The organism is Rheinheimera sp. MMS21-TC3 (genome assembly GCF_032229285.1).
Lineage (GTDB): Bacteria > Pseudomonadota > Gammaproteobacteria > Enterobacterales > Alteromonadaceae > Alishewanella.
Window position 1 is genome coordinate 291,900 of record NZ_CP135084.1, and the last position, 25,008, is coordinate 316,907.

Genomic DNA, 25,008 nt, shown 5'->3' on the forward strand with positions numbered 1-25,008 from the left:
ACCAATTAGGCTGATAAACGATGACGGCCTTTAGCACGACGACGCGCTAAAACTGCACGACCATTTTTAGTAGCCATACGTGCACGGAAACCGTGATTACGTTTGCGTTTTAATACGCTTGGTTGAAATGTTCTTTTACTCATAGGTCACCCGTTTGGTCAAAATATTTACTAAAGGTTCCTGTGTTTTAGTAAATTTACCAAAACGCAGCTAACAAAAATGAGCGCGAATTTTAAGTACTCTAGCAAGTAAAGTCAATGCGATCCGCAGTTTTATTATACTCGATCCTAATTGATCTTTAGTTTAACTAATGATTTGGATAAGTTTTCCACAGCCTTAAGCCATCTAACTGAACAAATTGTGGGTTACTTTTATTTATATATAGTTTATCAGTCATTATGACTAGTTATTATTAAACATAATATGTATAATATATTGTTATTAAACAATGATTTAAAATCAAATCTTTAACGAAGAAATAAAAAAGTAAAAGTCAATATTGATGTTGTGGATAAGATCGTATCATAATGGCTGCTTGTTTTAGCCACTTCAGCTTAATTGCGTAAGTAGATTAAGCTTCAGGAGAGAAGGTGTATCAGTCAGTTTGGCAAAATTGCCTGCAAGCGCTGCAAGCAGAATTGACCGCGCAACATTTTAGTATGTGGATAAGACCATTACAGGCTGATAGTTCCGATGCAGGTTTAACTTTATACGCACCTAATAGATTTGTATTAGATTGGGTGCGAGAAAAATATTTAAATCGAATTCAGGAACTGATTCAAGATTACTGTGGTGATGATGCGCCGCGGCTTAAGTTTGATGTTGGTTCCAGTCAGCAAAGTAGTAATCGTGCTTCACCAGCCGCTCCGGCTACCTTTAGTGCTGCACCTAAACGTGAGGTTAAACAGCAAGAAGTCGCTGAGCCTGCACCTAAAACCATTGTTACTAGTAACGTGCGGGCTATTTATACCTTTACTAACTTTGTTGAAGGTAAATCTAACCAATTAGCTCGTGCGGCAGCTAGCCAAGTTGCTGATAACCCAGGTACAGCTTATAACCCATTATTTATATACGGTGGTACAGGTTTAGGTAAAACTCATTTATTACATGCCGTAGGTAATGGTATTTTAGCCAATAAGCCGGATGCTAAAGTTATTTATATGCATTCAGAGCGCTTTGTTCAGGATATGGTAAAAGCTTTACAAAACAATGCGATAGAAGAGTTTAAGCGTTATTATCGTTCAGTTGATGCCTTGCTTATAGATGATATTCAGTTCTTTGCTAATAAAGAGCGATCGCAAGAAGAGTTTTTCCATACCTTTAATGCCTTGTTAGAAGGCAACCAGCAAATTATTTTAACTAGTGACCGTTATCCTAAAGAAATTGATGGCGTTGAAGACCGCTTAAAGTCTCGCTTTGGCTGGGGCTTAACTATTGCTATAGAGCCGCCAGAGCTAGAAACGCGAGTGGCAATTTTAATGCGTAAAGCGCATGAAAATCAAATTCGCTTACCCGAAGAAGTGGCATTTTTTATTGCTAAACGTTTGCGCTCTAATGTGCGTGAATTGGAAGGTGCGTTGAACCGAGTTATTGCTAATGCTAACTTTACTGGTCGGCCTATCACTATCGACTTTGTTCGAGAGGCATTACGAGATTTATTAGCCTTACAAGATAAACTGGTTACTATTGAAAATATTCAAAAAACAGTGGCGGAATATTATAAAATACGGATTGCTGATTTATTATCAAAACGCCGTTCTCGCTCTGTAGCCCGGCCTCGACAAATGGCAATGGCGTTATCTAAAGAATTAACTAATCATAGCTTACCTGAAATTGGTGATGCCTTTGGTGGTAGAGATCACACTACGGTGTTGCATGCGTGTCGTAGAATAGAGTCGCTAAAAGAAGAAACGCATGAAATAAAAGAAGATTTTCAAAATTTAATTCGTACATTGTCATCGTAACAGGGATCTGCCCATGCAATTTGTTATAAACAGAGATGCGTTATTAAAACCATTGCAGATGGTGTCTGGCGCTATTGAACGTCGTCATACATTACCAATCTTATCTAATGTATTAGTTGAGGTGGCAGATGGTCGGCTATCTTTAACAGGCACAGACTTAGAAGTTGAATTAGTGGCAACCACAGAGGCGTTAGCTATTCAACAAGAAGGCCGTATTACTGTACCAGCAAAAAAGCTGTTAGATATTTGTCGTAGCTTACCTGATAACGCCGATATTAATGTTTTAGTCCAAGCGGACAATTGCATTCTAAGTTGTGGCAAAACTAAGTTTACCTTGTCTACTTTAAGTGCTGCTGAATACCCAAACCTTGAAAGCTGGCAAGGCGAGGTTGATATTCAATTAAGTCGCCAACAATTGCGCAAGTTATTAGATGACACAGCTTTTTCGATGGCAAACCAAGATGTACGCTACTACTTAAATGGTTTGTTGTTTGAAACCGACAATGGTCAAGTTCGAGCGGTCGCAACTGATGGTCACCGTTTAGCATTAAGCTTATTAGAGTTACCTGGTTTTAGTGCTGAACAAAAGCAAATTATTATTCCCCGTAAAGGTGTAATGGAAATTATGCGTTTATTGGCTAATGATGAGCAACAAGTCACTTTAAGTTTTGGCCAAAATCATCTGAGGTTAACTGATAGTAACTTTGTATTTAGTAGCAAATTAATAGATGGTCGCTTTCCTGATTATCGACGGGTGTTACCGCGTAATAGTACTAAATTGGTTACTGCGCATCGTAGCATTCTTAAAGATGCTTGTACTAGAGCCTCTATATTATCTAATGAAAAGTACCGAGGTGTTCGTTTTACCTTAACACCAGGTGGTTTGCACATTGTTGCCAATAACCCCGAGCATGAACAAGCTGAAGAACAAATAGAAGTAGAGTACCAAGGTGATAATTTAGAAATTGGTTTTAATGTTGGCTATTTATTAGATGTGCTCAATACCTTAGCAACCGATTTAGTTGTGCTGCACTTAAACGATGCTAACTCTAGTGCCTTAGTTGAAGGGGTGGGTAATGTTGGGGCATCTTATGTTGTTATGCCAATGCGCTTATAATAAATGTCGTTGTTGTCACTTAATGTTAATCAGTTTAGAAATATAGCAGCTACATCCTTTGTAGCTGCTGATCAGGTTAACTTGTTTATTGGTTGTAATGGCAGTGGTAAAACAAGCATCTTAGAAGCTATTTATTATTTAGCCCATGGTCGTTCGTTTCGTACGTTAAGGCCGCAACGTTTAGTGCAACATGAGCAAGATTCTTTTGTGTTACATGCTAAAGTTAAGGCGCAAGGGCAAACGCATAGCTTAGGTATAAAGCGCTTTCGCCAAGGTGATATGCAAGCTCGATTAAATGGTAGTAGTATCACGCGCTTAGCTGATTTAGCCAGTTTGTTGCCGGTGCAATTAATTACACCAGATAGTTTTAAGTTGTTTTTTGGTGGACCAAAAGAACGCAGACAATTCTTTGATATGGGATTGTTCCACGTGGAACCTTCTTTTTTTGATATTTGGCTGCGGTTTAGTAAAGTATTAAAACAACGCAATGCGCTATTAAAAACTCAACGTAGTTATGACAGCCAATTTGAATATTGGGATCAACAATTTGTCACCTTAGCATTTTCTTTACAGCAGTTACGCGATAATTATATTACCCAGTTAGCCGCCTGCTTTAGTCAATTAACTGCTGGCGATGAGTTATTTAACCAGTTAACTTTTCAATTACAGCAAGGTTGGCCGGAAAGAGTTACAGAAGAATCTGCATTGTTAGCGTTATTACAGCAAAATTTTGCTCAAGATAGTAGAATGGGTTTTACTCAACATGGGCCACAAAAAGCTGACTTAAAACTTAAAGTTAAACAGCAAGCGGTAGAAGAAGAATTATCGCGTGGTCAGTTAAAAGTGTTATTATTCGCATTAAAGATTGCGCAAAATAATTTAATTCGCGATAACGGTAAAAAACAACCGTTATTATTGATAGATGATTTAGCGTCGGAATTAGATCAAAACTCTACCCGACAGATATTTAGTTACTTACGCAATATTAACTCACAGGTTTTTATTACTGCAATTAACGCTGAACAGGTTACACCGCACATTGTTGCCGATAAAGTTGCAATGTTTCACGTGGAACATGGTCAGATAACAGCACGGACAGATGATGATGGCCGAACAACATAATTACGATTCCTCAAGTATAAAAGTATTAAAAGGACTGGACGCAGTTCGAAAAAGACCCGGCATGTATATTGGGGATACTGACGATGGCTCGGGTTTACACCACATGGTCTTTGAAGTCGTCGATAATGCAATCGATGAAACCCTAGCCGGACATTGTACAGATATTTGGGTCACTATTCATAGTGATGGTTCAGTATCTGTACGTGACAATGGTCGTGGTATTCCTACAGATATTCATGAAGAAGGCGTTTCTGCCGCAGAAGTAATCATGACTGTTTTACATGCTGGTGGTAAGTTTGATGATAACTCTTACAAAGTATCCGGTGGTTTGCACGGAGTAGGTGTTTCAGTAGTTAACGCTTTGTCAGATAAGTTAGAGTTAACAATTAGACGTAAAGGTGAAGTGCATAATCAAATATATAGTTTAGGTGTGCCACAATCACCTTTGGCCATTATTGGTAAAACAGAAGACACTGGTACTTCACTAAGATTCTGGCCAAGTGCATCAGTCTTTACTAACTTAGATTTTCACTATGATATTTTAGCTAAACGGTTACGTGAATTATCATTTTTAAACTCTGGCGTTAGCATTATTTTAGCCGATGAGCGCAGCGATAAGCGGGACCACTTTAAATATGAAGGTGGCATTGAAGCCTTTGTTCAATATTTAAATAGAAATAAAACAAGTATCCATCCAAAAGCATTTTATTTTACTGACCAACGAGATGATGGCATTTCTGTTGAAGTTGCCATGCAATGGAATGACACTTATCAAGAAAATGTATTTTGCTTTACTAATAATATCCCACAACGCGATGGTGGTTCTCACTTAGCGGGTTTTCGTGGCGCGTTAACCAGAGTATTAAATAGCTATATAGAGCATGAAGGCTATGCTAAGAAGATGAAAGTCTCTGCAACCGGGGATGATGCTCGTGAAGGTTTAACAGCTGTTGTTAGTGTTAAAGTGCCTGATCCAAAGTTCAGCTCACAAACTAAAGATAAATTGGTATCTTCAGAAGTACGTTCAGCTGTAGAAGGCGTAATGAATGAAAAGCTAAATGAATATTTACTTGAAAACCCAGGTGATGCCAAAATTATAGTGGGCAAAATTGTTGATGCTGCCCGAGCGCGGGAAGCTGCCCGTAAAGCGCGTGAAATGACCCGTCGTAAAGGTGCTTTAGATATTGCAGGCCTGCCAGGTAAGCTTGCAGACTGCCAAGAAAAAGATCCTGCTTTATCAGAACTATATATAGTGGAAGGTGACTCTGCTGGCGGTTCAGCCAAGCAGGGACGCAATCGTAAAAATCAAGCTATATTACCTCTAAAAGGTAAGATTCTTAACGTAGAAAAAGCGCGTTTTGATAAAATGTTATCTTCACAAGAAGTTGGCACTTTAATTACCGCTTTAGGTTGCGGTATTGGCAGGGAAGAATATAACCCAGATAAAACAAGGTATCACAGCATTATATTAATGACGGATGCTGACGTGGATGGTTCTCATATTCGTACCTTATTATTAACTTTCTTCTACCGTCAAATGCCAGAGTTAATAGAGCGCGGTTACATTTATATTGCTCAACCACCTTTATATAAGGTTAAAAAAGGCAAGCAAGAGCAATATATTAAAGATGAAGCAGGGCTGACAGAGTATCTAACTACCTTAGCATTAGATGATGCTTCTTTGCATGTTAATGCAGAAGCGCCTGGTATAAGCGGTGAATGGTTAGAAAAAATCGTTCGTCAATACCATAGTGTTTCAGCAACTATTGAGCGTTTAAGCCGTAAAATACCGTTTAATTTATTAAATGAGTTAATTTATGTGCCTACATTAGAAGCAGATAAAGCTAAATCAGAGCAATACAGTACTGATTGGGTTAAAAACTTAGTGCAGCGTTTAGATGATAAAGAAGGCGATGGCTCTAGCTATAGCTATGCAGTGCATGAAGATGCTGAAAGGCAATTGTATTTACCTAAAATAATTATTCGCCAGCATGGTATTGATAATGAGTACTTATTACATCATGACTTTATTACTTCACGTGATTACTTATCTATTGCCGCTTTAGGTGATGAAATACGCGATCTAATGGAAGATGGTAGTTATATAAAGCGCGGTGAAAAAGTCAAAGTAGTAGATACTTTTGTCGAAGCACTAGATTGGTTGATGACTGAATCTAAACGAGGCCTGTATATCCAACGCTATAAAGGGCTAGGTGAAATGAACCCTGACCAGCTATGGGAAACCACTATGGATCCGCAAAGCCGACGCATGTTGCAAGTGACCATTGAAGATGCGGTTGGTGCTGATCAACTATTCTCAACCTTAATGGGTGATCACGTAGAACCTAGACGTGCTTTTATTGAAGAAAATGCGTTGTTTGTTGCAAACTTAGATGTGTAACCTATAGCTATTATTTTAAAAGGGGCTTAGGCCCCTTTTTTCACTATAAAAAAGGTTAAATGCTACAGTAAGTCGGTGCAACTAGGTATAATTTTTAGATATTTTTTAGTGAGTTAATAAGTATGAATACGTACGATATTAAAACCTTTCAAGGCTTAATACTGACCTTGCAAGACTATTGGGCCCGTCAAGGTTGCGTGCTAATCCAGCCTTTAGATTTAGAAGTAGGTGCTGGTACCTTTCATCCTATGACTTTTTTACGAGCGCTTGGTCCAGAGCCAACCAATGCAGCTTATGTTCAGCCTTGCCGGCGGCCAACTGATGGCCGCTATGGCGACAATCCAATGCGTTTACAGCAGTATTATCAATTTCAAGTGATATTAAAACCATCACCAGATAATATTCAAGAGCTTTATTTAGGCTCTTTACAAGCTTTAGGCATTGATACTTTGGTGCACGATATTCGTTTTGTTGAAGATAACTGGGAATCGCCAACCTTAGGCGCTTGGGGCCTAGGCTGGGAAGTTTGGTTAAACGGTATGGAAGTTACCCAGTTCACCTATTTCCAACAAGTTGGTGGTCTAGAGTGTCGGCCTGTTACTGGTGAGATTACTTATGGCCTTGAGCGCTTAGCTATGTATGTGCAAGGAGTAGATAGTATCTATGATTTAGTGTGGACAGATGGCCCCTTTGGACGAGTAACTTATGGCGATGTTTTTCATCAAAATGAAGTTGAGCAGTCTACCTACAATTTTGAACTTGCAGATGTCCCCGCATTATTTACCCATTTCGATCAGTGTGAAAAAGAAAGCCAAATACTTATTGAAAAAGGATTAGCCTTACCTGCTTATGAGCAAGTAATGAAAGCCTCGCATACTTTTAACTTATTAGATGCCCGCCACGCAATTTCAGTAACAGAGCGCCAGCGTTATATTTTACGCGTAAGAACCTTAGCAAAAGCCTGCGCCGAAACTTATTACGCAACACGAGAAAAGTTAGGCTTTCCACTATGTAAAATGCAAACTACAACATCGAAGGAGGCTTAAATGCGCGCTGAAGATTTTTTGGTCGAGATTGGTACTGAAGAGTTACCACCAAAGTCATTAACGACATTAGCCACAGCCTTTGCCGATAATATTGCACAAGAGCTAGCTAAGTTAGAACTAACTTATAGCGATATAAAATGGTATGCCGCGCCAAGACGTTTAGCCGTTGTTGTAAAACAGCTAGTTGCTAAACAGGCAGACAAAATTGTCGAAAAACGTGGTCCTGCAGTAAGTGCAGCTTTTGACGCTGAGGGTAAACCAACTAAAGCGGCAATGGGCTGGGCTAGAGGTTGTGGCATAACGGTAGAGCAAGCTAGCCGCTTAGAAACCGATAAAGGGGCTTGGTTATTACACAAAGAACAACAGCCAGGAGCCGACACCAGCAGCTTATTAGCCGACGTAGTGACATCAGCATTAGCTAAGTTGCCTATTGCTAAAAGAATGCGCTGGGGCAGCTCTGATGCTGAATTTATCCGTCCGGTACATAGCATTATTATGTTATTTGGCGACGACGTAATACCGGCAACTATTTTAGGTCATGCGAGTAATAATTTAAGCTACGGCCATCGTTTTCATGCCCCTGAAAAAGTAAGTGTTAATAATGCTGATGGTTATTTAAAAGCGCTAGAGCAAGCTTATGTTATTGCTGATTTCGCTAAAAGAAAAAGCATGATTGAGCAGGGTGTAAAGCAAGCAGCAGAGCAATTAGGTGGTCAGGCATTAATGGATGCAGACTTGGTTGACGAAGTAACCGCTTTAGTAGAATGGCCGGTAGTATTAGTAGGCAGCTTTGAGTCAAGCTATTTAGAGATACCATCAGAGCCACTTATTTCTACCATGAAAGATAACCAAAAGTATTTTCCGGTGGTAGATAATACGGGCAAGCTTATTAATAAATTTATCTTTGTTAGTAATATTGCGAGTAAAGATCCAAGTAAAGTTATTGCCGGTAACGAAAAAGTAGTTGCGCCTAGGTTAGCTGATGCTGAGTTCTTCTTTAATACAGATAAAAAGCAAAGCTTAGCGTCACGCTTAGAAAGCTTAAGTAGCGTTTTATTCCAAAAGCAACTGGGTACTTTAGCAGAAAAATCAGAGCGTATTAGTCAATTAGCCGCTTTTATTGCCGATAAAATTGGTGCAGATAAAGTTGCCGCTGAACGAGCGGGCTTATTGTCTAAAACTGATTTAATGACCAATATGGTGGGTGAGTTCCCTGAGGTTCAAGGCATTATGGGCATGCACTATGCACGCTTTGATGGCGAAGCAGAAAGTGTCGCCTTAGCATTAAATGAGCAGTATATGCCTCGTTTTGCGGGTGATCAGCTGCCTAGCCGTTTAGAAGGTGCTGCAGTTGCCATTGCCGATAAATTAGATAGCTTAGTTGGGATCTTTGGTATAGGCCAAGCACCAAAAGGCGATAAAGATCCTTTTGCTTTACGTCGTGCTGCAATTGGCGCCTTACGTATTATGGTTGAAAAAGATTTACAGCTAGACTTAGTGGATATCATTACCTTTAGCCAGCAAACCTTCGCAGATAAATTAACGAACACTAATGTCGCCACTGATGTGCTTGAATTTATGCTAGGTCGCTTTAGAGCTTGGTATCAAGATCAAGGCTATAGCGTTGATGTAATTCAAGCGGTTTTAGCCCGGAGGCCAACAGTACCGGCAGACTTTAACCAACGCGTAAAAGCCGTTGCTGAGTTCCGTAAGCTAGATGCTGCATCTGCATTAGCAGCTGCCAATAAGCGGGTTGCTAATATTTTAGCTAAAATAGACACGGCTATTCCGGATCGTGTTGATGTTAATTTATTACAACAAGCAGAAGAGCAGGCGTTATATCAGGCCATTGTAGAAGAGCAAGCTGAGCAAGCTAAACTTAAGAACTATACAGATGGTTTAAAACATCTGGCTAAAATGCAACAGGTAATAGATGCATTTTTTGATAATGTGATGGTTAATGCTGATGATGCAGCAGTAAAACTGAATCGCCAAGCTTTATTAAAACAACTTAGAGAACTGTTTTTACAAGTAGCAGATATATCTGTTTTACAATAAAAATATAACTTAATAATCAACGCTAATACAGCTAGTAACTAGGGTATTAGCGTTGTTCAAATTAATTTAGCTTATTTGATTACGGCCATTACGCTTAGATTGATATAATTGCTGATCGGCCAGCGCAATAGCTGTATCAACTTGCAAATGATTATAGCAATCAGCAATGCCAAAACTAGCGGTGATTTTATAATCCGTTTCATTATTTATTATACTTTGCTTACTAATTTTTTCTCTGATTTTTTCTGCAACTTTAAATGCATCAGCTTTAATCGTTTTGGGTAAAAATAATAAAAATTCTTCACCACCGGTACGGCAGGCAATATCTTGTTGACGTAATTGGGTTCTAAAAAGCTCAGCTACTTGTTTAAGTACTATGTCTCCAGCCTGATGGCCAAACTGATCATTAAGCTGCTTAAAGTGATCTAAATCACATGTAATGATAGAAAGTGGAAAAAACTGCTCGGGATGTAATTTAAAATCATTTCTTAAACTGGCATCAATAAAACGTCGATTCACCAGTTCGGTTAACGGATCTGTATTCGCTTGCAGCTCTTTATTATGCTGAAGTAAAAACATTTCTTGATGACTTTTTTCACGAAAAAAATCATTAATCCAACTAACTAAAACAACAATAATTAAAGAAGTGATAAAGCGACTTTGTTCAGATTCTTTATAATTTGCTAAGATTAAATCAGGAACAAATAACATAATAGCAAGAGCTGATACTAAAATAGCACTACCAATCAATGCATTTCTAACACCTAGTAAGCCAAATAAGATGGCAGGAAAGGGAAACACCCAATATAAAGCGGTATTATTAAAGCCTCCTAAGTAGACTAAACCTAGTACAAACAAGCTTGCTAAAATGGCCTGAATAATACAGGCCAAGTTTAAATTTTTACTGTAATGAAAATAGACTATATTAGAAAGAAAAGCTGATGCTGTAATAAATAGGCCGCTAATTAAACTAATATTAGCAACACCAAAGTTTTTAATAGCATAAATAAACATTACAGCGCTGGTTATATAACTGACAAATAGCAAAATATAACGCCGCCGTCTGGCATCAATAGATTTAGCTTGTTTTAAACCGTTTTTAATTAGAGTTGAATGCACAGTCAAAAGTCCTTTTATCTCTAATAATTATACTAGATGCTAGCATAAAAGCTTAGTAAAGGAGAGTTACTCATACTGCTATTAATAATATCCGCTTAAGCTATAACATCCTTGTTTAGTGTAGCGAATTTATTAAACTAACAAACCCCAGTCATCCCATGCAGCGCGAGCGAGTTGCTCTTGAAATTGCGGCGCAGATATTGCTATTAATGCTTGAGCGCGCTCTGTTAAGCTTTTAGCTCGTAAATTAGCAATGCCGTACTCTGTAACAATGTAATGAACGTGAGCGCGAGTAGTGACTACTCCTGCGCCTGGGCTTAGTAGGCTACTAATACGAGAAACAGTTCCACCAGCAGCAGTTGCTGGAAAAGCTATAATCGAGCGTCCGCCTTCAGATAAGCCTGCACCGCGAACAAAGTCCATTTGGCCACCAACCCCAGAGTAAATTTTTGTGCCTAAAGAGTCGGCACAAACTTGGCCGGTTATATCAATCTGTAAGGCGCTATTGATTGATACTGTTTGCGGGTTTTGCCTAATAACGGCAGTGTCATTAGTATATTCAACATCTAAAAAGGCTAATTCAGGGTTATCGTCTATAAAATCATATAATGCTTTAGTACCCATAGCAAAGGTGGTAACGGTTTTACCAGGGTGTTTCTTTTTGTATTTATTAGTAATAACGCCTTGCTCTAATAAGGGCAAAACGCCATCAGAGAACATTTCAGTGTGAATACCTAAATCTTTATGGTTACCTAAGCAAGCTAGGGCTGCATCGGGTATAGCACCTATGCCTAATTGTAAGCAGTCTCTATCACGAATTAAGCTGGCGACATGTTGGCCTATTTGGCCGGTAACGGTATTTTGTGCAGCAGGTAAATGAGGTGATAATTCTGCACTAAATTCAACATAGCGATCAAAGCGACTTAAGGGCACCATGGCATCACCATGGGTGCGAGGCATTTTAGGGTTAACCCAAGCAATGACTTTTTTAGCCACTTGCAAGGCTGCGCGGGTCGCTTCAACAGAAACGCCCAAGCTACACCAGCCATGCTTATCAGGCAGTGATACTTGAATTAATGCTACATCGATAGGCTGTTCGCCACTGCGGAACATCTTTGGAATTTCTGATAAAAAAGCAGGAACGTAGTCGGCATTACCAGCATTAATAGCGGGGCGGGTGCAGCGGCCGACAAAGAAAGCTCGTTGCCGTAAATGACCTTGTAATTCAGGAATGTTAAGGCAATCACTTTGTTCGGTATGTAATTGCAGTAAAGTAAGGTTTTTACGATTCAAAGCAACTTTAGCTAAAGACTGCAATAAATAATAAGGCGTTGCAGCCATAGAATGACACCAAATAATCTCATTATCAGAAATAATATCGAGTGCTTGTTTAGCAGTATTAACGCGCATAGTAGCTCCTTATGAATTCAGTCTACCTATAATAGAATAAATAACAATTATAGCTATTGCGCCTGATCAAAGGGTTAGCTGATATAAACACATAATTGTCGCGGTAAGAAATTATTATCAGTAAATTTTTAATTGTTTAAGAATATAAGTATCTGCAGTATTCTTTGCTAAAGAGTAAGTAGATAATAAGGAAGTTAAAATTGAAAAAACTAATATTGATTGCACTTATTGCTTTTGGTGGCTGGCAGTATTATCAAAAGCAAACAGATGCACCTGTGGTAGAGCCGGTTGAACAGGTTTTCCCAGATTATTCAATTCCGCTACAAAAAGCACGAGACACTGCTAACAAGTTACAATATAGGTGTGATGGGCGCCAGCATTGTAGTCAGATGACTTCTCGTGCTGAAGCTGAGTTTTTCTTAGAAAATTGCCCTAACACTAAAATGGATGGGGATAACGATGGTATTCCTTGCGAAAACGATTCTAGATGGTAATAAAAAAGGGTGGTTAATTTGCCACCTTTTTAACGAGATAGCGAAAGGGGAGTTCATTAGTATCACTGGCTAAAAGCTCATGATCCATAAAGCGGCAAAAAGCAGGAATGTCTCGGGTAGTTGCAGGGTCATCTGCAATAATTAATAAGCTTTGCCCAGGTTGCATATTGCGAATGGTTAATCGGATCATCATAACAGGCTCAGGGCAACGCATGCCTAAGGCATCTAAAGTTTCATCTGCGCTGGTAAATAACTGCTCCATCATAACTCCGATATTCAGCAAAAAAATAAAAAGGACCGTTAAAACGGTCCTTATTTTAAACTATAACAGTGCTCACTGCCAGATTAAGGCCGTTCAAACACTGTTGCAATGCCTTGGCCCAAACCAATACACATAGTGGCTAAGCCGTATTTTCCACCCTTATCTTCCATAATGTTTATAAGGGTAGTGGCTATGCGTGAACCCGAGCAACCAAGTGGGTGCCCTAAAGCAATAGCACCACCATTTAAGTTTACCTTTTGATCGGCCACCTCTAGCAAGCCAAGGTCTTTCATAACCGGTAAGGCTTGAGCAGCAAAGGCTTCGTTGAGCTCGGCATAATCAATATCAGCTATGCTTAAGCCGGCCATTTTTAATGCTTTTTTAGTGGCAGGTACTGGGCCATAGCCCATAATGGATGGATCACAACCTGCGACTCCCATACCTCTTATATAAGCACGAATAGGTAAACCTAAGGCTTTAGCTTTGTCTTCACTCATAACTAGCATGCCAGAGGCGCCATCAGAGAGGGCGGATGACGTACCCGCGGTTACGGTACCGTTTACTGGATCGAAAACAGGGCGTAGGTTGCTTAAGGTTTCAACTGTGGTTTCAGGGCGGATAACTTCATCGTATTCCATTAGCTTTAATACGCCGTCGGCATCATGACCTTCAGTTGGCACAATTTCGTTAGCAAAGCGGCCTTCAACACTGGCTTGCTGGGCTAAACGATGTGAGCGGGCGCCAAATTCGTCTTGTTGCTCACGGCTAATGCCGTGCATTTTACCAAGTAATTCAGCGGTTAAGCCCATCATACCGGCCGCTTTGGCAACTGAGGTTGATAGACCTGGGTGGAAGTCAACACCATGAGTCATAGGTACATGGCCCATATGCTCAACACCACCAATTAAATAAACATCACCCATACCGGTTTGAATTGCTTTAACTGCATCATGTAGCGCTTGCATAGAAGAGCCACATAAACGGTTAATGGTAACAGCCGGCACCGAGTGTGGAATTCCGGCAAGTAGCGCGGCATTACGTGCAATATTAAAACCCTGCTCTAAGGTTTGCTGAACACAGCCCCAAATAACATCGTCTATTTCTTCTGCTTTAAGCGCAGGATTACGGGAAAGAAGTGAGGCCATAATATGGGCTGAAAGCTGCTCGGCACGCACATTACGGTACATGCCATTTTTAGAACGTCCCATAGGGGTGCGAATACAATCTACTATAACTGCGTTATTCATTATTTTGCTCCTGCGCTTAAACTGGGAAAAAACGCTGGCCAGCTTCGGCCATAGCGCGGGTTTTGTCTGTTACCTGATATATTTCACCTAGATGAGCGAAGCTATCGGCTAGGGCGACAAAGTTAGCTAAACCTAGGGTATCAGCATAGCGTAGCGGGCCACCACGGAATGGCGGGAAGCCTAAGCCATAAATTAATCCCATGTCAGCTTCGGCTGCAGTGGCTACAATGCCTTCTTCTAAGCAACGAATAGTTTCGTTAATCATCGGGATCATAGTACGAGCAATAATGTCTTCAGCAGAGAAGGTTTGTTGTTTCGTTGTGCACTTAGCTAATAAAGCAACGGCTGTACTGTCGATGTCTTTTTTGGTTCTGCCTTTTTTATCTTTACTGTAAGCATAAAAGCCTAAACCATTCTTTTGGCCATAACGCTCGGCTTGATACATAGCGCTAACCGGATCATTCGCTAATTTTGCCATCCGAGTAGGGAAGCCATCAGCCATAACATCTGTACAATGATAAGCGGTATCTAAACCAACAACATCAAGCAAGTAAGCAGGACCCATAGGCCAGCCAAACTGCTTTTCCATCACTTTATCTATTTGAGTAAAATCGGCACCGTCTAAGACTAATTTGCTAAAACCGGCAAAATATGGGAATAAAACGCGATTAACAAAAAAACCTGGGCAGTCGTTAACAACGATAGGTGATTTACCCATTTTAGCAGCATAAGCAACAACGGCGGCTACTGTTTCATCGCTAGTATCTTTACCGCGAATAACTTCTACTAAAGGCATGCGATGGACAGGGTTAAAGAAGTGCATGCCACAGAAGTTTTCTGGGCGGGTTAAATTAGCGGCTAGGGCATTAATAGAAATAGTAGACGTATTCGAGGTTAAAATTGCATCATTAGCAATAATAGCTTCTACTTCTTTTAGTACCGCGCCTTTAACTTTCGGATTTTCTACTACTGCTTCAACTACAATATCGGCATTTTTTAAAGCGTCATTATTGAGTGTTGGAGTAATAGAGGCAATGACTTTAGCCATTGACTGAACATCTAGCTTGTTGCGTTCAACTTGCTTAGTAAGCAGTTTAGTGGCTTCAGTCATGCCTAAGTCTAAAGCTTTATCGGCAATGTCTTTCATTACTACTGGCACACCTTTAAGTGCCGACTGATAAGCAATGCCGCCGCCCATTATGCCTGCGCCAATAACAGCGGCAGACTTCACCGCTTTTGTGGCTGTCTTAGCGGCTTTTTTCGCTTTGCCTTTAATAAGCTGGTCATTTAAAAATAAGCCAATTTGTGCGGTTGCGGCATCAGTTTTGGCAAGTTTGGCAAAACCGGCATTTTCTAATGCAACAGCTTCAGCGCGGTTCATGCCTGCTGCGGCTTCAATTGTTTGTACTGCGGCCATAGGTGCAGGGTAGTGTTTACCTGCTTTTGCCATTACCATGCCTTTTGCTGTGCTAAAGCACATGGTCGCTTCTGTTTTGTTTAATTTTAAAGGTTGTAACTTTGCTTGACGCTTTTTACGCCAATCAAGTTTGCCGGCAATAGCATCTTCTAGCATGCTTAACGCAGAATCTTGCAATTTTTCTGGGGCAACAACAGCATCAATAGCGGCAAACTTTTGCGCTTGCTCGGCTTTAAATTGTTTACCTGTGGTTATCCACTCTAAGGCGTTGTCGGCACCAATTAATCTTGGTAGGCGTACTGTGCCGCCGAAGCCAGGCATTAAACCCAGCTTTACTTCTGGCAAACCAATCTGAGCCGTAGTATCTGCAACACGATAATCAGAAGTAAGTGCCCACTCCAGGCCGCCACCGAGGGCGAAGCCATTGATAGCAGAAATAGTAGGAACAGGTAAATCTTCAGCAAGATCAAAAATGTCTGAGGCTTGTTTAATCCAAGGCACTAGCTGAGCTTCTTCTTGCAAAAAGGTAGTTAAGAACTCGGTAATATCGGCACCAACAATAAAGGCATTTTTGTCACTAGAAAAAATCACACCTTGTAATGCTTTGTCTGCGTGCAGTATGGTTAAGGCTGACTTACAATCAGCTAGGGTCTGCTGATCGAATTTATTGACAGAGCCTTTAGCATTGAAAGTAAAGCGGGCAATGCCAGGTTTGATATAGACAACACTAATGTTGTCACTCTGGTAAATCATAACGGTGCTCCTTGGTCGCGTAGGTTGAATTGTCGCAACTGGTACGATGAGAGTTTCACAACCAGTGTGTCGTGCTTTCAGTAAAATTTCAACTGCTATTTAAACGCGTGTTTGAATTTACTTGCAACAATAAGTGTTAACTATAGATGTTATTTAATTTTTTTTGTTATTTAGGAGTAAGATCGTGAGACTAGCTCTGTATTTTTTTAGTTTATTTTTAAGTATTTCAGTAACAAATTATAGTTTAGCTGAGGAAAATACGTTGCGTTCAGAGTTTAGCAAAGCTGAACTGACTATAGGTACTATGCGCTATGCTGATGCCCAAGCAACATTGAAAAAATTTACTGGTTATCCACTACAGCCTTACCTTGAGTTTGAACGCTTAAAGCAACACCTTACGGCAGATCAACGTATTGCTGACTTTTTACAGCAGTATAAAAACACACCCATGGATTGGCCGTTAAGAAAAGAGTGGTTATTAAGCTTAGCAAAGCGCAAGCAAACTAAGTTATTTTTAGCTAATTATCATGGCTCTGCGGATGCCGAATTAGAATGCTATCAATTACGGTTTGAATTGGCCCAGCCTGATGCCGATAAGGCTAAAATTTGGCCTAAGGTAACAAGCTTATGGACAGTGGGTAAGTCACAACCTAAGGTTTGTGATGCACTTTTCACCCTTTGGCGCGATGCCCAGCAGCAAACACCAGAGATTGTTTGGCAACGTTTGCGTTTAGCGGCAGAAGGAGGCGATGCAAGTTTAATTCGCTATCTAAAGACCTTATTACCTACAGAGCAGCAATATTTAGCCGATATGTATCGGCAAACACGGGTTAACCCTAGTGTTATTGCTAGAGCTAAATTTTTTACTTTAAAAAAGCCGCAAGAGCGAGACATTTTAGCCTATGGCTTAAAGCGCTTAATTTGGCGAGATGCTGACAAGGCGTTAGCAACCTGGCAGAAGTTTATTAATGACCCTTATTTTACCGCAGCTCAGCGCTTAGATGTTCAACGTCAATTTGCTATAGCATTAGCGAATAGAGGCGATGAGCGTGCTAGTGACTGGTTTAAACAGTTACCAGCTGAACTATTAGATGACACTTTAGCCCAGTGGCAGGTAGGTAGCTTATTGTCAGAATTAGACTGGCCAAAAGTGCAAGCAACAATAGAGGCTTTTCCTGCAGATTTAGCCGCTAATAACCGTTGGCAATACTGGTTAGCACGGGCTTATGAGCAGCAAGCTATGCCTGATAAAGCTAATGAGATATTCCAAAAGCTAGCATTACAGCGCCATTTTTATGGGTTTATGGCGGCAGCAAAGTTAGGATTGCCGCCAAGTTTAGCCCATGCACCTGTTACTGTTAGTGATGAAGAGTTAAGGCTACTAAAGCAAGATCCTGCAGTATTAAGAGCGCAAGAATGGTTAGTCCTTAAACGCAATACCGAAGCGCGAAGAGAGTGGAATTACTTACAAAATAATGCAACTGAGCAACAAAAACTTGTTTCTGCCAAGCTTGCTTATCAGCTGCAATGGTATGACAGAGCCATATTTTCGTTAGCAGATGTAGGCTATTGGGATGATATTGAATTACGCTTTCCTTTAGCTTATCAAGATGAAATAAATCAAGGAGCAGCAAAAGCTAAAGTTGCATCTGGTTGGGCTATGGCGATAGCGAGGCGTGAAAGCTCATTTATGTCAGATGCGCGCTCACCGGTTGGCGCTCAAGGTTTAATGCAATTGATGCCAGCGACGGCAAAAGAAGTGGCAAAAAAATCGGTAACGTTAGCGCAATTGAATGATCCTATACTCAATATTGATTATGGTACCGATTATTTAAATTATTTAATGCAGCGTAATGACGGTAATTTACTGATGGCTACTGCCGCTTATAATGCCGGGTATAGTCGGGTAAAGCAGTGGATACCCAAAGATTATGCGTTACCGGCTGATGTTTGGATTGAGACAATTCCATATCGTGAAACGCGGGAATATGTAAAAGCAGTAATGGCATATTATCAAATTTACAATATTCGTCTTAACGTTAATAATGATGTGTTTCAGCCCTTATTAACAATGCAGATTGGGGTCATAGTAGATTAATGTTATGATGCGTCGGATATTTTTTAGTCAATAGGGTTAGCCATTTATGACACTTTCTTATCAAGCGCTATACCCAGCGCATATAGCTGAATTACAGCAAAGAGTTCGACAATTACTCACTAGAGAAAACCTAGATGCTTTAGTTATTCATTCTGGGCAAACTAAACGTCGATTTTTAGACGATATGGATTATCCATTTCATGTTAACCCTCAGTTTAAGGCCTGGTTGCCCGTAATAGACAACCCGCATTGCTGGTTAATTATTGATGGCGTTAATAAGCCTAAGCTAATTTTTTATCGACCAAAAGATTTTTGGCATAAAGTGCCTGATGAACCCAATGATTATTGGGCTGAACAATTTGATATTCAGTTATTAGAAAAAGCCGAAAGCGTTGAAAGCTTACTGCCTTATGATAAAGCAAACTTAGCCTATATTGGCGAGTATATTGAAGTGGCTCAAGCACTAGGTTTTAGTGAAATAAATCCAGAGCCAGTCTTAAACTACTTACACTATCACCGTGTTTATAAAACACCTTATGAATTAGCTTGTTTGCGAATAGCAAATAAAATAGCTGTAACTGGCCATCAAGCGGCAAAAAGCGCTTTCTTTGCTGGTGGTAGCGAGTTTGATATTCAGCAAGCCTATTTAACGGCTGTTGAGCAAACAGAAAACGAAGTGCCTTATGGTAATATAGTTGCATTAAACCGTAACGCTGCCATTTTACATTATACGGGGTTAGAGCGTGCATTACCGGTACAGCGGCATTCATTTTTAATTGATGCTGGAGCCTCATTTAATGGTTATGCTGCAGATATAACACGCACTTATAGCGCAATTAGAAAGAATGAGTTTGCCGAGCTAATTAGTGCGGTTAATCAGGCGCAGTTAGCATTAATTGAGCAGCTTAAGCCCGGCGCTAAGTATGGTGACTTGCATGTTAGCTGTCATCAATATATTGCCAAAATACTGCAGCAGTTTGATTTTGTTAAGTTGACGCCTGAATCTATGGTTGAACAACAAATCACTCGCAGCTTTTTTCCTCACGGGTTGGGCCATCATTTAGGGCTACAAGTGCATGATGTAGGTGGTTTTATGGCCGATGAGCGGGGTACTAGTGTTGCCGCGCCTGAAGGCCATCCTTACTTACGTTGTACTAGGGCTATAGAAGCCAATATGGTATTTACTATAGAGCCGGGTTTGTACTTTATTGATAGCTTATTAGCTGATTTAGCTAAAACAGACGCTAATAAATATATTAATTGGCAAAAAATAGATCAGTTCCGTCAATATGGTGGTATTCGTATTGAAGACAATATAATTGTGCATCGCGAACGTAATGAAAATATGACGCGTGAGTTAAAGTTGGATTAAGTCTTAAGGACGCCACTAGGTATGCAGTACCGCTCGATAATTCGGATCCTAGGATTGCTGATTGCAATCTTCAGTATCACTATGATACCACCTGCTTTTGTAGCGCTTGGGTACAATGACGGTGCTGGCGTACCTTTTTTATTGTCATTTTTATTATGTTTATTTATTGGTTTTATTATTTGGTATCCGCATAGAAAACATCGAGCTGAATTAAAAGTACGTGATGGTTTCTTAATAGTGGCACTATTTTGGATAGTGTTAGGTGCAGTAGGCGCTATACCTTTAATGTTGGCGACAAACCCTAGTTTGAGTCTAGCTAGTGCTATGTTTGAAGCCTTTTCAGGTTTAACAACGACTGGCGCTACAGTGCTTACAGGCATTGAATACTTGCCAAAAGCTATTTTATATTACCGTGCTCAACTGCAATGGTTGGGCGGTATGGGGATTATTGTGTTAGCTGTAGCCATTTTGCCTATGTTAGGAGTAGGGGGTATGCAGCTATACCGAGCCGAAACGCCTGGGCCAGTTAAAGATAATAAAATGACCCCGCGAATTGCCGATACGGCTAAGCATCTTTGGTATATTTATTTAGCCTTAACTATTGCTTGTTCAGTGGCATTTTATGCCGCGGGCATGAACGCATTTGATGCCATTTGTCATGCTTTTGCTACTATAGCTATAGGTGGTTTTTCTACTTATGATGCTAGTATGGGCTATTTTCAAAGCCCCTTAATAAATGCTATTTGTGTTATTTTCTTATTAATTAGTGCGGTTAACTTTCCATTACACTTTGCTGCTATGCGCGGTAAAAGTGTCAGTGTGTACTTTCGGGATCCAGAGTTTAAAGCATTTTTGTTGTTACAAGGGCTACTGGTTTTTATCTGTTTTGTGGTGTTATTAAAAACTAACACTTATGACTCAGCTGCCGATGCTTTAAGTCATGGTAGTTTTCAGGCTGTATCTATTGCAACTACGGCTGGTTTTTCTACAGTTAGTTTTGCGGCTTGGCCATTATTTTTGCCTATATTATTAATCTTTTTTAGTTTTGTTGGTGGCTGTGCCGGCTCAACTGGTGGTGGCTTAAAAGTTGTTCGCGTGGTGTTACTGTTCTTACAAGGTAAACGTGAGCTAAACCGCTTAATTCATCCTAGGGCGGTATATGCAATTAAGTTAGGACGACGAGCAGTACCAGACCGAGTAGTAGAAGCTATTTGGGGTTTTTTTGCAGCTTATGCCTTAGTGTTTGTGGTTATCATGTTGTTGTTAATGGCCACAGGCTTAGATAGTGTCACTGCTTTTACCGCTACCGCTGCTTGTTTAAATAACTTAGGCCCAGGCCTAGGCGAAGTTGCCGCCCATTATGGCACTATTCCAGATCTTAGTAAGTGGTTGCTAATAACTGCTATGGTATTTGGTCGTTTAGAAATATTTACCCTACTAGTATTATTTACGCCAACTTTTTGGCGAGACTAGATAAAAATAGCACTGACCTGAAATAGTTTTTCAACTTCACCTATATGCTTTTTATCGACCATAAATAAAATAATATGGTCGTTACTTTCAATTACCGTGCTGTTGCGGGCTATTAAAACTTCATCACCACGAACAATAGCGCCAATAGTAGTGCCTGGCGGTAACTTTAACTTACCAATAGCTTTGCCGATAACCTTACTGCTACTACTATCACCATGAGCAATGGCTTCAATAGCCTCAGCAGCGCCACGGCGTAAAGCATAGACGTTAACAATGTCACCGCGACGAATATGAGTAAGTAGAGCAGAAATAGTGGCCTGCTGCGGTGATACGGCAATATCTACCTCACCACCTTGTAATAAGTCGACATAGGCGCTGCGTTTGATCAGAACTATGGTTTTTTGTGCACCCATACGCTTGGCTAACATGGCAGACATAATATTGGCTTCATCATCATTAGTGACGGCAATAAATACATCCATTTGCTCTATGCTTTCTTCTTCAAGTAACTCAGGGTCAGAGGCATCACCGACATAGACTCTTGTGCTATCTAAGGCGCTAGATAGAAATTCTGCTCGATCTTTACCGCGCTCAATGAGCTTAACACTATGAGTATCCTCTAATGCGCGGGCTAAGCCATAACCAATGTTACCGCCGCCGGCTATCATAATACGTCTATAATTACGCTCCAGCTTTTGCAGCTCACTCATAACTGCACGAATATGTTTAGTCGCAGCAATAAAAAACACTTCATCGTCAGCTTCAATAATAGTGGTGCCCAGCGGCCTAATCGCATTACCATTTCGATAAATAGTTGCCACCCGAACGTCAATATTCGGCATATGCTCTTTTAAGGTTGATAAGGCGTGGCCAACTAGCAGGCCACCATAATAAGCCTTAACTGCAACTAAACTAACTTTACCTTCTGCAAACTCAACAACTTGCAGTGCGCCTGGGTAGTCAATTAAACGACGAATATAATTGGTAACTAAGGCTTCAGGCGCAATAAAGTGATCAACCGGCATATCATCTTTATTAAATAATTGGTCACGGTATTTTAGGTATTGGGTAGTACGAATACGGGCAATTTTTACTGGAGTATTAAAAATACTATAAGCAACTTGGCAAGCGACGATATTGACTTCATCACTGTTTGTAACAGCTACTATCATATCGGCATCTTCTGCGCCGGCTTGTTTTAATACATCAGGGTGAGAGCCATGGCCATGAACAACTTGTAAATCGTAACGATCTTGCAAAGCCCTTAATTTATCGGCGTTGCTATCAACAATCGTAATATCATTTTGCTCACCTACTAAGTTTTCAGCTAAGGTTGCACCAACTTCACCTGCACCTAAAATTATAATTTTCATAGAGCTGTGCTATTCCTTGCTGTTTTTAACTAACAGAGCATAATAAAACCCGTCAAGCTGCTGTTCGTTGGGCAAGATTTGCCAGCCTACTGTCGATGGATCAGGCTGATACGGAATAGTTTTTAAGCTAGCATCAGTATGTTGTTCTAAGAAGGCAACAATTTGTTGCTGATTCTCAGCCGGTAATACACTGCAGGTCGCATAAAGTAAGGTGCCTCCAGGCGCTAGCAACGACCAACATTGTTGTAAAATTTGTTGTTGGATAGCAGCAAGCACTGGAATATCGGCTTTTTTACGTAACCAGCGGATATCAGGATGACGCCTAATAACACCTGTAGCCGAGCAGGGAACATCTAATAAGATACGATCAAACAGTTGCCCTTGCCACCAGGTGCTCGGTTCAGCTGCATCTGCGGCTATAACCTTAGCAGTTAAGCCAAGTCGAGCTAAATTTTCATGCACTCGCGCCAAGCGCTTAGGTTCTTTGTCTAAAGCTGTAACCTGCGCTTGCGGTGCTAATTCTAAAATATGGCTAGTTTTACCACCAGGTGCACAGCAGGCGTCTAAGATATGCTGGTCATTTTTTACATCTAATAAAATAGCTGCATATTGTGCCGCTGCATCTTGCACGGAAAACCAGCCTAAATCATAGCCCGGTAATTGGGTGACGTCTTGAGCTTGTTTAAGCATTATGGCTGTGGGCATAGCAGTGATAGGTTGCTGGTGCTCAATATTTTCTGCGGTTAAAGCCGCGCTAAAATCAGTGGCAGAAATGTTATTGCGGTTTACTCGCAACCACAGCGGGGCTTTTTGCTGGTTGGCTAACAAAATATCTTGCCATTGTTCAGGGTAAGCTTGTTGCAGCAGGCTAATTATCCAACCCGGATGATTAAATTTTACCGCTTCTGGAGCATCCTCAAAATCAAAAATATTAGGGTGACGCTGAACATTACGTAGCACAGCGTTAATTAGCTTGGTTAAAGATTGACCTTTTAAAGACCGAGCAGCTTCAACGGTTTCGCTAATGGCTGCGTGATCAGGAATACGCATAAATTTTAGTTGGTAAATGCCCACATACAACAAGAACTGCAAAGGTCTTAGTTGTTTTACTAGCGGCTTAGCCATTAGCTGGCTAGTGGCAGACTCTAATTGAGGCAAATAGCGCATAACGCCAAAGCAAATTTCTTGCAGTAAGGCCTTATCTAAATCGTTAGTTAATTTTGCTTGGGCGCGAGGTAAAGCTTCTGCCATAGATTGACCACTATCAACAACATCATAGCAACACTGGGCAGCTAAGACGCGTACATTTTGGCTCATAACTGTTTCTCGGTGCTAGGCTGAATAATCATGCCTGGCGCTAACCAGTCGGCACGGCCGTTAAGAAAATCAGCAGTTAACATGGATTTTTTTCCAGGCGGCTGTAATTGAGTAATATTAAGTACGCTATCCTGGCAGGCTATGCGAATACCTTGTTTATCAGCGGTGAGTATTTGACCTGGGCTGGCAGCCGTTGTTAGTGGCTCTGTGCTTGCGTGCCACACTTTAACCGTGCCTTGCTGTAATTTGATATAGCTTACTGGCCAAGGATTAAAGGCCCGAATTTCACGATCTAACTGTTGTGCTGTTTTAGTAAAATCAAGTTCGGCTTCATCTTTACTTAATTTATGGGCATAAGTGGCTAAATTATTATCTTGTTTAACCGCTTGTTGCTGTTGGCTGGTTAAGTTATTTAGCGTATCAATTAATGCTGCAGGGCCAAGTAGAGCTAGAGTGTCGTATAAAGAAGCACTAGTGTCACTATTAGAAATAGGGCAGCGGCTAATAGATAGCATATCGCCCGTATCTAAACCGGCATCCATTTGCATAATAGTTACACCTGTTTCAGTGTCGCCAGCCCAAATAGCACGCTGTATGGGGGCAGCACCACGCCAGCGCGGTAATATAGAACCATGCACATTTAAGCAGCCATATTTAGGGGCATCTAAAATGTTTTGCGGTAAAATTAAACCATAGGCCACAACTATCATTATATCGGCATTTAATGCCACCAGTTCAGCTTGTGCTTCATTGGTTTTTAAAGATTTTGGCTGGTACACAGGAAGCTTGTGTTCTAAAGCTAGCTGTTTTACAGCACTTGGCTGTAATTGTTGACCACGGCCAGCAGGGCGATCTGGCTGAGAATAAACCGCGATCACGCTATGTTGGCTAGCTAATAGCGCTTGCAAATGGCGGGCGGCAAAATCCGGAGTACCGGCAAAAATAATACGCAAAGATTGGGTCAC

The 25,008-nt window shown here is 40.6% G+C and carries 19 protein-coding genes; 10 read left to right on the forward strand and 9 right to left on the reverse strand.

What is annotated here, in order from left to right:
* Positions 1-5: 5 nt before the first annotated feature.
* Positions 6-143 carry a 50S ribosomal protein L34 gene (gene rpmH, locus RDV63_RS01615; protein ID WP_313907777.1) on the reverse strand — a complete coding sequence of 46 codons (138 nt, stop codon included), beginning with the start codon at positions 141-143 and terminating at the stop codon, positions 6-8.
* Positions 144-590: 447 nt separating this feature from the next.
* Between rpmH and dnaA the strand changes: the two genes are divergently transcribed.
* From dnaA to glyS, 6 genes are all read left to right on the forward strand, one after another.
* Complete coding sequence (gene dnaA, locus RDV63_RS01620; protein ID WP_313907778.1) at positions 591-1,964, forward strand: chromosomal replication initiator protein DnaA; 1,374 nt, start codon at positions 591-593, stop codon at positions 1,962-1,964.
* Positions 1,965-1,977: 13 nt separating this feature from the next.
* Complete coding sequence (gene dnaN / locus RDV63_RS01625; protein WP_313907779.1) at positions 1,978-3,081, forward strand: DNA polymerase III subunit beta; 1,104 nt, start codon at positions 1,978-1,980, stop codon at positions 3,079-3,081.
* Positions 3,082-3,084: 3 nt separating this feature from the next.
* Positions 3,085-4,203, forward strand: a complete 1,119-nt coding sequence (gene recF, locus RDV63_RS01630) for a DNA replication/repair protein RecF (RefSeq protein ID WP_313907780.1) — start codon at positions 3,085-3,087, stop codon at positions 4,201-4,203.
* Complete coding sequence (gene gyrB, locus RDV63_RS01635) at positions 4,187-6,604, forward strand: DNA topoisomerase (ATP-hydrolyzing) subunit B (protein ID WP_313910376.1); 2,418 nt, start codon at positions 4,187-4,189, stop codon at positions 6,602-6,604. The genes recF and gyrB overlap by 17 nt, the downstream gene beginning before the upstream one ends.
* A gap of 122 nt (positions 6,605-6,726) precedes the next feature.
* Positions 6,727-7,650 (forward strand): glycine--tRNA ligase subunit alpha, encoded by a 924-nt coding sequence (glyQ, locus tag RDV63_RS01640; RefSeq protein ID WP_313907781.1) that lies wholly within the window; start codon positions 6,727-6,729, stop codon positions 7,648-7,650.
* Positions 7,651-9,708, forward strand: coding sequence for a glycine--tRNA ligase subunit beta (gene glyS, locus RDV63_RS01645; RefSeq protein ID WP_313907782.1), 2,058 nt, complete (start codon positions 7,651-7,653; stop codon positions 9,706-9,708). It abuts the gene before it with no gap.
* A 66-nt stretch (positions 9,709-9,774) separates the two neighbouring features.
* Here glyS and RDV63_RS01650 read toward each other — a convergent pair whose 3' ends face one another.
* Both RDV63_RS01650 and RDV63_RS01655 read right to left on the reverse strand, forming a co-directional pair.
* Positions 9,775-10,827 carry a GGDEF domain-containing protein gene (locus tag RDV63_RS01650; protein WP_313907783.1) on the reverse strand — a complete coding sequence of 351 codons (1,053 nt, stop codon included), beginning with the start codon at positions 10,825-10,827 and terminating at the stop codon, positions 9,775-9,777.
* Positions 10,828-10,959: 132 nt separating this feature from the next.
* Complete coding sequence (locus RDV63_RS01655) at positions 10,960-12,237, reverse strand: acetyl-CoA hydrolase/transferase family protein (protein ID WP_313907784.1); 1,278 nt, start codon at positions 12,235-12,237, stop codon at positions 10,960-10,962.
* 200 nt (positions 12,238-12,437) lie between these two features.
* Here RDV63_RS01655 and RDV63_RS01660 point away from each other — a divergent pair, with 200 nt between their 5' ends.
* The gene (locus RDV63_RS01660) at positions 12,438-12,731 is read left to right on the forward strand and encodes an excalibur calcium-binding domain-containing protein (RefSeq protein WP_313907785.1); all 294 of its coding nucleotides are present in this window, start codon (positions 12,438-12,440) and stop codon (positions 12,729-12,731) included.
* A gap of 13 nt (positions 12,732-12,744) precedes the next feature.
* On the opposite strand, the gene tusA is transcribed toward RDV63_RS01660, so the two are convergent.
* The 3 genes from tusA to fadB all read right to left on the reverse strand — a co-directional run bounded on the left by tusA (position 12,745) and on the right by fadB (position 16,410).
* Complete coding sequence (gene tusA / locus RDV63_RS01665) at positions 12,745-12,993, reverse strand: sulfurtransferase TusA (RefSeq protein WP_313907786.1); 249 nt, start codon at positions 12,991-12,993, stop codon at positions 12,745-12,747.
* Between the two features lie 83 nt (positions 12,994-13,076).
* Complete coding sequence (gene fadA / locus RDV63_RS01670; RefSeq protein ID WP_313907787.1) at positions 13,077-14,240, reverse strand: acetyl-CoA C-acyltransferase FadA; 1,164 nt, start codon at positions 14,238-14,240, stop codon at positions 13,077-13,079.
* A 16-nt stretch (positions 14,241-14,256) separates the two neighbouring features.
* A complete protein-coding gene (gene fadB / locus RDV63_RS01675; protein WP_313907788.1) occupies positions 14,257-16,410 on the reverse strand; it encodes a fatty acid oxidation complex subunit alpha FadB in 2,154 nt (717 codons plus the stop codon).
* Positions 16,411-16,594: 184 nt separating this feature from the next.
* Here fadB and RDV63_RS01680 point away from each other — a divergent pair, with 184 nt between their 5' ends.
* Genes RDV63_RS01680 through RDV63_RS01690 form a run of 3 tightly spaced genes read left to right on the forward strand, consistent with a single transcriptional unit; the run spans position 16,595 to position 21,353 of the window.
* Positions 16,595-18,508 carry a transglycosylase SLT domain-containing protein gene (locus tag RDV63_RS01680; protein WP_313907789.1) on the forward strand — a complete coding sequence of 638 codons (1,914 nt, stop codon included), beginning with the start codon at positions 16,595-16,597 and terminating at the stop codon, positions 18,506-18,508.
* 46 nt (positions 18,509-18,554) lie between these two features.
* Positions 18,555-19,880, forward strand: a complete 1,326-nt coding sequence (pepQ, locus tag RDV63_RS01685) for a Xaa-Pro dipeptidase (protein ID WP_313907790.1) — start codon at positions 18,555-18,557, stop codon at positions 19,878-19,880.
* Positions 19,881-19,901: 21 nt separating this feature from the next.
* Positions 19,902-21,353 (forward strand): TrkH family potassium uptake protein, encoded by a 1,452-nt coding sequence (locus RDV63_RS01690; protein WP_313907791.1) that lies wholly within the window; start codon positions 19,902-19,904, stop codon positions 21,351-21,353.
* Here RDV63_RS01690 and trkA read toward each other — a convergent pair.
* The 3 genes from trkA to fmt are packed head-to-tail and all read right to left on the reverse strand — an operon-like array spanning position 21,350 to position 25,008.
* Positions 21,350-22,726 carry a Trk system potassium transporter TrkA gene (trkA, locus tag RDV63_RS01695; RefSeq protein ID WP_313907792.1) on the reverse strand — a complete coding sequence of 459 codons (1,377 nt, stop codon included), beginning with the start codon at positions 22,724-22,726 and terminating at the stop codon, positions 21,350-21,352. The genes RDV63_RS01690 and trkA overlap by 4 nt on opposite strands.
* Positions 22,727-22,735: 9 nt before the next feature.
* Positions 22,736-24,043, reverse strand: coding sequence for a 16S rRNA (cytosine(967)-C(5))-methyltransferase RsmB (rsmB, locus tag RDV63_RS01700; protein ID WP_313907793.1), 1,308 nt, complete (start codon positions 24,041-24,043; stop codon positions 22,736-22,738).
* Positions 24,040-25,008: a methionyl-tRNA formyltransferase gene (fmt, locus tag RDV63_RS01705; protein ID WP_313907794.1), complete on the reverse strand. Its 969-nt coding sequence runs from the start codon at positions 25,006-25,008 to the stop codon at positions 24,040-24,042. Before fmt ends, rsmB begins: the two co-directional genes overlap by 4 nt.

Excerpts from the sequence above, each read along its gene's own strand:
- RDV63_RS01690 (WP_313907791.1), top strand. The coding sequence starts at position 19,902 with ATGCAGTACCGCTCGATAATTCGGATCCTAGGATTGCTGATTGCAATC.
- recF (WP_313907780.1), top strand. The coding sequence starts at position 3,085 with ATGTCGTTGTTGTCACTTAATGTTAATCAGTTTAGAAATATAGCAGCT.
- RDV63_RS01655 (WP_313907784.1), bottom strand. The coding sequence starts at position 12,237 with ATGCGCGTTAATACTGCTAAACAAGCACTCGATATTATTTCTGATAAT.
- dnaN (WP_313907779.1), top strand. The coding sequence starts at position 1,978 with ATGCAATTTGTTATAAACAGAGATGCGTTATTAAAACCATTGCAGATG.
- fadB (WP_313907788.1), bottom strand. The coding sequence starts at position 16,410 with ATGATTTACCAGAGTGACAACATTAGTGTTGTCTATATCAAACCTGGC.
- rpmH (WP_313907777.1), bottom strand. The coding sequence starts at position 143 with ATGAGTAAAAGAACATTTCAACCAAGCGTATTAAAACGCAAACGTAAT.
- trkA (WP_313907792.1), bottom strand. The coding sequence starts at position 22,726 with ATGAAAATTATAATTTTAGGTGCAGGTGAAGTTGGTGCAACCTTAGCT.
- gyrB (WP_313910376.1), top strand. The coding sequence starts at position 4,187 with ATGGCCGAACAACATAATTACGATTCCTCAAGTATAAAAGTATTAAAA.
- fadA (WP_313907787.1), bottom strand. The coding sequence starts at position 14,240 with ATGAATAACGCAGTTATAGTAGATTGTATTCGCACCCCTATGGGACGT.
- glyQ (WP_313907781.1), top strand. The coding sequence starts at position 6,727 with ATGAATACGTACGATATTAAAACCTTTCAAGGCTTAATACTGACCTTG.
- tusA (WP_313907786.1), bottom strand. The coding sequence starts at position 12,993 with ATGGAGCAGTTATTTACCAGCGCAGATGAAACTTTAGATGCCTTAGGC.
- rsmB (WP_313907793.1), bottom strand. The coding sequence starts at position 24,043 with ATGAGCCAAAATGTACGCGTCTTAGCTGCCCAGTGTTGCTATGATGTT.
- glyS (WP_313907782.1), top strand. The coding sequence starts at position 7,651 with ATGCGCGCTGAAGATTTTTTGGTCGAGATTGGTACTGAAGAGTTACCA.
- pepQ (WP_313907790.1), top strand. The coding sequence starts at position 18,555 with ATGACACTTTCTTATCAAGCGCTATACCCAGCGCATATAGCTGAATTA.